10 protein-coding genes and 1 pseudogene are annotated in these 7,546 nt (G+C 59.6%); 3 read left to right on the top strand and 8 right to left on the bottom strand.

What is annotated here, in order from left to right:
• A pseudogene (locus tag DBR18_RS29055) lies at positions 1-280 on the top strand (purine nucleoside permease); the annotation flags it as partial.
• Positions 281-407: 127 nt separating this feature from the next.
• Here DBR18_RS29055 and DBR18_RS11030 read toward each other — a convergent pair.
• The 3 genes from DBR18_RS11030 to DBR18_RS11015 all read right to left on the bottom strand — a co-directional run bounded on the left by DBR18_RS11030 (position 408) and on the right by DBR18_RS11015 (position 2,535).
• Positions 408-1,364, bottom strand: a complete 957-nt coding sequence (locus DBR18_RS11030; RefSeq protein WP_108590343.1) for a zinc-binding alcohol dehydrogenase family protein — start codon at positions 1,362-1,364, stop codon at positions 408-410.
• A gap of 31 nt (positions 1,365-1,395) precedes the next feature.
• Positions 1,396-1,569, bottom strand: a complete 174-nt coding sequence (locus DBR18_RS11025; RefSeq protein ID WP_108590342.1) for a DUF1427 family protein — start codon at positions 1,567-1,569, stop codon at positions 1,396-1,398.
• A gap of 198 nt (positions 1,570-1,767) precedes the next feature.
• Positions 1,768-2,535, bottom strand: coding sequence for a helix-turn-helix domain-containing protein (locus tag DBR18_RS11015; RefSeq protein WP_256588672.1), 768 nt, complete (start codon positions 2,533-2,535; stop codon positions 1,768-1,770).
• Between the two features lie 146 nt (positions 2,536-2,681).
• Between DBR18_RS11015 and DBR18_RS11010 the strand changes: the two genes are divergently transcribed.
• Both DBR18_RS11010 and DBR18_RS11005 read left to right on the top strand, forming a co-directional pair.
• Positions 2,682-2,909: a DUF6555 family protein gene (locus DBR18_RS11010; protein WP_003223528.1), complete on the top strand. Its 228-nt coding sequence runs from the start codon at positions 2,682-2,684 to the stop codon at positions 2,907-2,909.
• A gap of 40 nt (positions 2,910-2,949) precedes the next feature.
• The gene (locus tag DBR18_RS11005; protein WP_108590340.1) at positions 2,950-3,222 is read left to right on the top strand and encodes a hypothetical protein; all 273 of its coding nucleotides are present in this window, start codon (positions 2,950-2,952) and stop codon (positions 3,220-3,222) included.
• 23 nt (positions 3,223-3,245) lie between these two features.
• Here the strand turns inward: DBR18_RS11005 and DBR18_RS11000 are convergent, their stop codons facing one another.
• From DBR18_RS11000 to DBR18_RS10980, 5 genes are all read right to left on the bottom strand, one after another.
• Entirely contained in the window at positions 3,246-3,413 is a 168-nt protein-coding gene (locus DBR18_RS11000; protein WP_108590339.1) for a metallothionein, read from the bottom strand.
• Between the two features lie 804 nt (positions 3,414-4,217).
• Positions 4,218-4,583, bottom strand: coding sequence for a DUF6124 family protein (locus DBR18_RS10995; RefSeq protein ID WP_108590338.1), 366 nt, complete (start codon positions 4,581-4,583; stop codon positions 4,218-4,220).
• Positions 4,584-5,276: 693 nt separating this feature from the next.
• The gene (locus DBR18_RS10990; protein ID WP_108590337.1) at positions 5,277-5,642 is read right to left on the bottom strand and encodes a DUF6124 family protein; all 366 of its coding nucleotides are present in this window, start codon (positions 5,640-5,642) and stop codon (positions 5,277-5,279) included.
• Between the two features lie 815 nt (positions 5,643-6,457).
• A complete protein-coding gene (locus DBR18_RS10985; RefSeq protein WP_108590336.1) occupies positions 6,458-6,913 on the bottom strand; it encodes a DMT family transporter in 456 nt (151 codons plus the stop codon).
• Positions 6,914-6,916: 3 nt separating this feature from the next.
• Positions 6,917-7,402, bottom strand: a complete 486-nt coding sequence (locus tag DBR18_RS10980) for a DMT family transporter (protein ID WP_108590335.1) — start codon at positions 7,400-7,402, stop codon at positions 6,917-6,919.
• Between the last annotated feature and the right edge of the window lie 144 nt (positions 7,403-7,546).

The following is a 7,546-nucleotide window of genomic DNA, read 5'->3' as shown; positions in this document are numbered from 1 at the left end:
GTACTGCACCACCCAACAGGAAGACAACTCCACTTACGAAGCCCTGTTGCGCGCCAGCCGCGAAGGTCTGGTGGATGTGCAGCGTCTGGCGGTGGTGCGTGCCGGCTCCGACTTCGACCGCCCTGCTCCGGGCGGCAGCGAAGTGGACAATTTGCTGAAATACGCCGATCAGGGCGGCTTCGTGCCGGCGCTGGAAAACCTCTATCGCGCGGGCAATCCACTGGTGCAGGACATCCTGAAAAACTGGTCGGCGTGGGAAAACGGCGTCCCGCAATCCTGAATACAACAACGAACCCTGTGGGAGCTGGCTTGCCAGCGATGGCGCCAGTTCAGTCAATATCTTCATCGACTGTTCTACCGCTATCGCTGGCAAGCCAGCTCCCACAGGTTATGCGGTGTCTGGAAGATCAGGGGATGAGGATGACCTTGTCCCCACTCCCCTGATTCACCTCTGCATAGCTCTGCAACCCTTGCGCCAGCGGCACCTCCACCAACCCTTGCGGCAACGGCAACAGCCCCTCGTCGAAGAACCGCCCGAACTGCTCGAGCATCGCCGCACAGGCCTGCACGCCGTACAGCAGCGAGTTGATCCCCACCACCGAACCGCCCTTGCGGTACAGCGCCAGCGCTGGCAGTTGCACATGGCCGTCCACCGGTGCGGCGATGATCGCGATGCGGCCGAACGCGGCCAGTGCCGCCACCGAGGCCGGCAACCAGAAACCGGTGGTGTCGAAGATCACGTCGGCGCCGCCGCTGTATACCGCATTGACCTGCGCACCGAGGTCTTCAGGCTTATCCAGCTGAATGGTCTGGTAACCCTGCGCCTGCAACTCCCTGACCTGTTCCGGCCGTCGCGCCGCCGCCAGTATCTGCGCCCCGCGCACTTTGGCCAGTGCCAACGCCGCCGTCGCCACCGCACCGCCGCCGATCACCAGCAAGCGGGTTTCAGCGGTCACCAAGCTGCGCTCCAGCGCATCCCACGCCGTGGTGCAAGGCACGCCGAGGCTGGCGGCCTGAGCGAAGCTCAAGTGCGACGGTTTGTGCGCCACGCCGTTGGCCGGCAACTTGACGAATTGCGCGTGCGAACCATCGGCGAAAAAGCCCAACTCGCGCCCGGTGCCCCAGACTTCCTGACCGATCAACGCCGGCGGTCCTTCGACCACGACGCCGGCAAAATCGCGCCCGGGAATTCGCGGCAAGGTGGTGTAGGGAAAACGCCCGAGCACGTTCTTCACATCGCTGGGGTTCAGGCCGGCAGCCTTGATCTCGACCAGCACCTCATCAGCGCCGGGCACCGGGGTCGGTACATCGACGAAATGCAGGGAAGACAGGTCGCCGGTTTGATCGAATTGCAGTGCTTTCATAAGGACATCCACCGAAAGGAGAAAAGGAAATTCACGACAACCAACCGGCGACCAGTTGCCGGCCCATCGGCCACAACTGCTCACCCGCGAGCATGCCCAGCAGCCCCACCAGCGCGATGGCCGGAGGTGCCGGCGAACGAAAATGCAGCGCGCCATAGAGCAGGCCGACACCCAAACCGATGGCCAGCGAAATCAGGTAGTTCATGGAGAAACTCCGCCGCGTGAAAGGAATGGGCAGAGTCTAGGGAAGGATGGGCAGAGGCGTCGGCCAAGGACTTCTGAATTTCGGCCAATTCTCAGATGCCCCCCTGTAGGAGCTGCAGCAGGCTGCGATCTTTTGATCTTGTTTTTAAAAATCAAAGTCAAAAGATCGCAGCCTGCGGCAGCTCCTACAGGGGCGGGTTCAGGTGGTGGGGAATTGCGAAGGCGCCACGCCCAGCTCGCGCCGGAACATGTCACTGAAACTGCTCGGCGAATACCCCAGCTCCCGAGCAATGGCGCTCACCGGCACGCCCTGAATCAACTCCGCCACCGCCGTCGCCAGTTGCACCTGCCGCCGCCATTCGGCGAAGCCCATGCCGAGGCTGTCCTTGAACAACCGCGCCAGCGTGCGCACGCTGGCGCCGGCGTTTTCTGCGTGCTGCTCGAACGGGATGTCCAGCGACGGCGCGGCCATCACTGCCTGACACAGGTTCATCAGGCGCCGGTCGGAATCGTCCGGCAGCGGGATCTTCAGTTGCGAACGCCGGGCGCGTTTGAGCTCCAGCAGCGCCAGCCCGACCAGGGCATCGTAATAGCCCGGCTCGCCACTGTCGCCCTGCTCCACCAGGCCGACGATCAACTCACGCAGCAAACCACCGACCTCGATCACCTGCACTGTCGCATCCAGCGTCGCTGCCAGCGCCGGGCGCAGGTAGATATTGCGCATCTGCAAGTCCGAGACCACGCGAATGCCGTGGGGCACCCCGGGCGGCAACCACACCGCCCGCTGCGGCGGCACCACCAGCGCCTCATGCGGGGTTTCGACCCACATCACGCCGCTCATCGCATACAGCAACTGACCCCACACATGCTCGTGCGGCTCTATGAACAACCCGCGCGGATAAGTGCGCGCCAGCGGTTGCACCGGCACATCGGTATCACTCAGATCGGGGGGCGCAGCGAGGGCCATGGCGAGCATTCATTGGGCGTTGGCGAAGCGGCCATGGTAACCAGTGCGCCCATGCGCCGCCAACGATAGATACCGTCGGACAATCCGAGTGAATTTTCCCGATGCGCCGCGATCCTTCTATTACCACAGGGAGGATTACGGGCTTTATGAACAACGCAAAACTGTTTGTCATCGATTACACCCTTCACGGCACGCCCAAGTCGTTCATTATCCGCTCGGACAAAATGGACAACGCCGAGGCGTGGCACTGGGCGAGTTGCGACGCCGGCGTGGGTCGCATCCCGCGCTTTGGCCGGGAGAAAGTGCAAAAGACCAGCAAGCCGATGGCGGAGAAGTTCGGCGTGGAAAACGTCACATGGCGACCGGCGAGCTAGACTCTCGCCAGGCGACGGGGACTCTTTGGGGGAATACATAATGACCAGCATCATCAGCCCGGCGCATCTGGATTACGGCCTGGACACGCTGTTCGGCCGCGTCACCAAAAGCGTCGACTGTCGTGTAGGTCTGGAACCCGTCGAAGATGACCCGTATCGCTTCGCCCTGCGCGTAACGGCGCCGTTACCGGAAGACCTCGACCAGGCGAAAACCGTGGTGGTCGTGGTCGAAGGACGACGGCTGCAAGGTACGGTACGCCATGCCGAACGGCTGGATGATGAAAGCCTGAAACTGGAAGTGGAGCCTGATTAGGCTCCACTTTTTTATGCGCGCCGTTATTTGGGGTGCGCGCAATGGCAGCCTTTGCTTGAGCACTCCTCACCGCCCTTGTGGTGGTGCGCGCAGGCCTCGCAGCAATAGTGTTTGCCGTGCACGGCGTAGGCGTGATCGCCTTCCTTGATCGTGCATTTGCAGTGGGGGCAATCGCATTTTCTATCGGGCATGGGACAGACTCCTTTTGGGTGGTCATCTGAGGCTTGCGAGGGCAAGCCGTCAATACCAGTGTAGGAGCTGCCGCAGGCTGCGATCTTTTGATCTGGTTTTTTTTGGGGTATTGGGTGCCTGCTGGCGATATTGGGTGAATATCCGTTTCTGCGGGTGCTGCCGCTGGCGGTTTCGCTCTTACAGCGAGTCACCTTTTCCAGACGCCGAAAAGGTAACCCAAAAGGCTTTACCCCGGCGTACGGCACTTCGCTGAGGCTCAGTGTTCCCTCGCTACGGTGCCCATCAGGGGGCATCGCCTACGGTTTGCTTCGCTGCACCTCCTCTCGATGTATGCGGCTTCGCCGCATGGCGCTGCGCGCCTTCCCCCTGATGGACACCTACGCTCGGCCTGCCGAAGGGGCTGAAGATCAAAAGCCACATCCAGAGCCAAAGCCAAAGCAGATCAAAAGATCACAGCCTTCGGCAGTTCCTACAGGGGATCGGGTGTTTTCATTTGAAGTTTGGTCGGCTGTCAGGCGCGAGCAAGCTCCCACATTGAATCTGCGGCAACCACAGCTTTTGTGCCCGGCAACAATCCCCTGTAGGAGCTGCCGAAGGCTGCGATCTTTTGACCTTGAAAGCCCGGGCAGCGAAAGCTTCCGGGCTTCTTTATTGCCAGTTTGAAACTGACGGTGCCTGGCAGACCGCAATCGCGAGCAGGCTCACTCCTACATTGGATCTGCGGTAACCACAGATTATGTGCTCGACCACGATTCCCTGTAGGAGCGAGCCTGCTCGCGAAGAGGCCATAACAGCCAGAAAAATTATTGAGGCAACCGCAGCTTGTCCAGCAACCGATTGACCAACAGCTCGTTCAACATGATCAGCTGTTGCAGCGCCAGCAACGGTTTGCGCTCCGGGCCGCCGATTGAGTTGGCGATGTTGCCGGCCATCGCTTTGGCCGACGACAGCGACTCACTGGCTTCGACGAGCAGGGTTTCGTCATCCAGCGTGGGATCGACGAGATAGATCGTGCGGTTTTTTGGCGGACTTGGCGGGAGGGCCAGATCTTCGGGTTTGAGGTAGTAGTCGAGGGCGCGGTTGATTGCTTCTTTTGTCTTTTGAGACGCGAGCGCGGGGTCGTCAGGGGATGCGTCGGCATTTGGGGGATTGGGTGTGACCTTGAACATGAATGAAACTCCAATTTGAGAAATCGGAGCCATCACCCTCGCTACCAAACGGCGGGTGGTGGCCATACGCGGGTTGGTAGACCGGTCAAATTGGGTAACCCGGCGCTCACGAATGAGCCCCACGCATGCCCACCATACAAAGCCATGTCTCAAAAAAGAAACAGCAACGAAGGTGTCGCAACAACGACAATTTGAGACGGGCTACCAAACCCGATCACTGTTTTTCAGTGACAGAGAAACGATATAGCCCGGCCCATAGCCGCGTAAGCCGGCGGATTCTGGCGTACGCGTAGGCAACGACGCAAGGTGTTGTAGCCGTTATGGCGTAACGGTTCGTGTACTTTAAACGCGATTGTGTGGCTATGTTTATGCGCAGGGAATGTCGGGGTTTTCCTGACGTTTTGATGGTGTCTGGCAGGCCGCTTTCGCGAGCAGGCTCGCTCCCACATTTTGGACTGGATATTTACAGTAAGACATTAATTGCCTGTCAGTCCATCATCGCTGGCAAGCCAGCTCCCACAAGATCAAGATCAAAAGATCGCAGCCTTCGGCAGCTCCTACACCGATCACCTGTAGGAGCTGCCGAAGGCTGCGATCTTTTGACCTTGAAAGCCCGGACAGCGAAAGCTTCCGGGCTTCTTAATTGCCAGTCTGAAACTGATGGTGCGAAAGCGGCCATGACGGCCAGCGAAACTATTGAGGCAACCGCAGCTTGTCCAGCAGCCGATTGACCAACAGCTCGTTCAACATGATCAGCTGTTGCAGCGCCAGCAACGGTTTGCGCTCCGGGCCGCCGATTGAGTTGGCGATGTTGCCGGCCATGGCTTTGGCCGACGACAGCGACTCACTGGCTTCGACGAGCAGGGTTTCGTCATCCAGCGTGGGGTCGACGAGATAGATCGGGCGGTTTTTTGGCGGGCTTGGCGGTGGGGCCAGGTCTTCAGGTTTGAGGTAGTAGTCGAGGGCGCGGTCGATTGCTTCTTTTGTCTTCTGAGACGCGACTGCGGGATCGCTAGGGGTTGGGTCGGTGCTTGGGGGATTGGGTGTAATTTTGAACATAAGGGCTCTCTATCTTGAAAGAATCAGAAGAGCCGTCACTTTCGCTACCAAACGAAGGGTGGCGGCCACACGTGGGTTGGTAGACCGGTCAAGACAGAGAAACCCCGGCGCCCTCGAAAGAGCCCCACGCATGGCCACCCTATAAAACGCAGCCTCAAAAAATGAGACTGCATAAGGGACGCTGCACGGCTGTCAAGAAAACGGGCTACCAAACCCGATCACTGTTTTGCAGTGACAGAGAAACGATATAGCCCGGCCCATAGCCGCGTAAGCCGGCGGATTCTGGCGTACGCGTAGGCAACGACGCAAGGTGTTGTAGCCGTTATGGCGTAACGGTTCGTGTACTTTAAACGCGATTGCGTGGCTATGTTTATGCGCAGGGAATGTCGGGGTTTTCCTGATGTTTTGAAGGTGTCTGGCAGGCCGCTTTCGCGAGCAGGCTCGCTCCCACATTTCGGACTGGGTATTTACAGTTAGACATTAATTGCCTGTCAGTCCGTCATCGCTGGCAGGCCAGCTCCCACAAGATCAAGATCAAAAGATCGCAGCCTTCGGCAGCTCCTACACCGATCACCTGTAGGAGCTGCCGAAGGCTGCGATCTTTTGACCTTGAAAGCCCGGACGGCGAAAGCGTCCGGGCTGTTTATTGCCGGTCTGAAACTGAGGATGTCCGGCAGGCCGTTTTCGCGAGCAGGCTCGCTCCCACATTTGGTCCTGTGTACGCAGAACCAAGGTGGGAACGAGCCTGCTCGCGAAGGCGCCGTAACGGCCAGTAAAACTGTTGAGGCAACCGCAGCTTCTCCAGCCCCCCAATCTCACTCAACCCGACGAACACTGCTCCGATACATAAACACCAAAGCCAACCCCAGACACACCATCGCCAGCACCCGCGAAGACGAAAGCTCGATCGCCGGATTCCCCAGCCAGCCAAAATTGTCGATCAACATCCCCATCCCCAGCTGCCCGACAATCACCGCCACCGTCGCCACTGCAGTTCCCACCACCGGCACGGCCCCGACCATCACCATCATGTACACCACCCCGAACAGCGCCCCGGTGAGTTGCCACTTCGGCACGTCCAAGAGGCTGACCGCTTGCGCCGGCTCAAAAAACAGGATCAGCAATCCGGTGGTCACAGCCCCCACGGCAAACGTCAGCAGACTGCTGCGCAACACCCCGACCGTTTCACCCAGGCGTCCGTTGATCGCCGCCTGAACACTCAACACCGCGCCAGCCAATACCACCACTGCCAACAAAATAACCAGACTCATCACTCACCCCCGCGCAATCAAAACCAGTGCCACCACAATCAGCCCCAACGCCAGCCAGCGCTCGGCATTGACCTTCTTGCGCGCCGCGCCAAACCAGCCGAAATGGTCGATCAGTACGCTCTTGCCGACCTGCCCCGAGAGAATCGCAATCATCGTCATCGCAATCCCGATATGCGGCGTCGCCAGGGTCAGCACCACCACGTACATCGGCCCCAGAAACCCGCCGATCAATTGCCAGCGCGGCAGATCGGTCAGCGCCGGGCCTTTCTGCGGGCCGGCGAACAACAGCAGCAAAAACAGAATCGCCGAACCCACACCGAAGATGCTCAAGGTCGCCCACAGATGCCCGACCTGTTCCCCCAACGGCCCGAGCAACCCGGCCTCCACCGACAACCCCATGCCCGCCAGAATCACCAGCGGCAGCAACAACAGGCGCAACCCCGGCTTGCTGACCGGCGCCGCCCCACTCACTTCTTCCAACGTCTGCATATCCACAATCCACGCAAGTCATCGATGGCGCGGATTATCGGCTGGCGCAGCTGTGCGATAAATGGGAGCATCCAGACAACACTTTTGCGCAACTCGCACAGCAGGATGATTCATGCACGGGCTTAACGAACTGGGCTTCAAGGA

This window comes from Pseudomonas sp. HMWF021 (assembly GCF_003061005.1).
Lineage (GTDB): Bacteria > Pseudomonadota > Gammaproteobacteria > Pseudomonadales > Pseudomonadaceae > Aquipseudomonas.
Note: the sequence above shows the minus strand (reverse complement) of the source record. Positions and strands in the feature narration are given on the sequence as shown.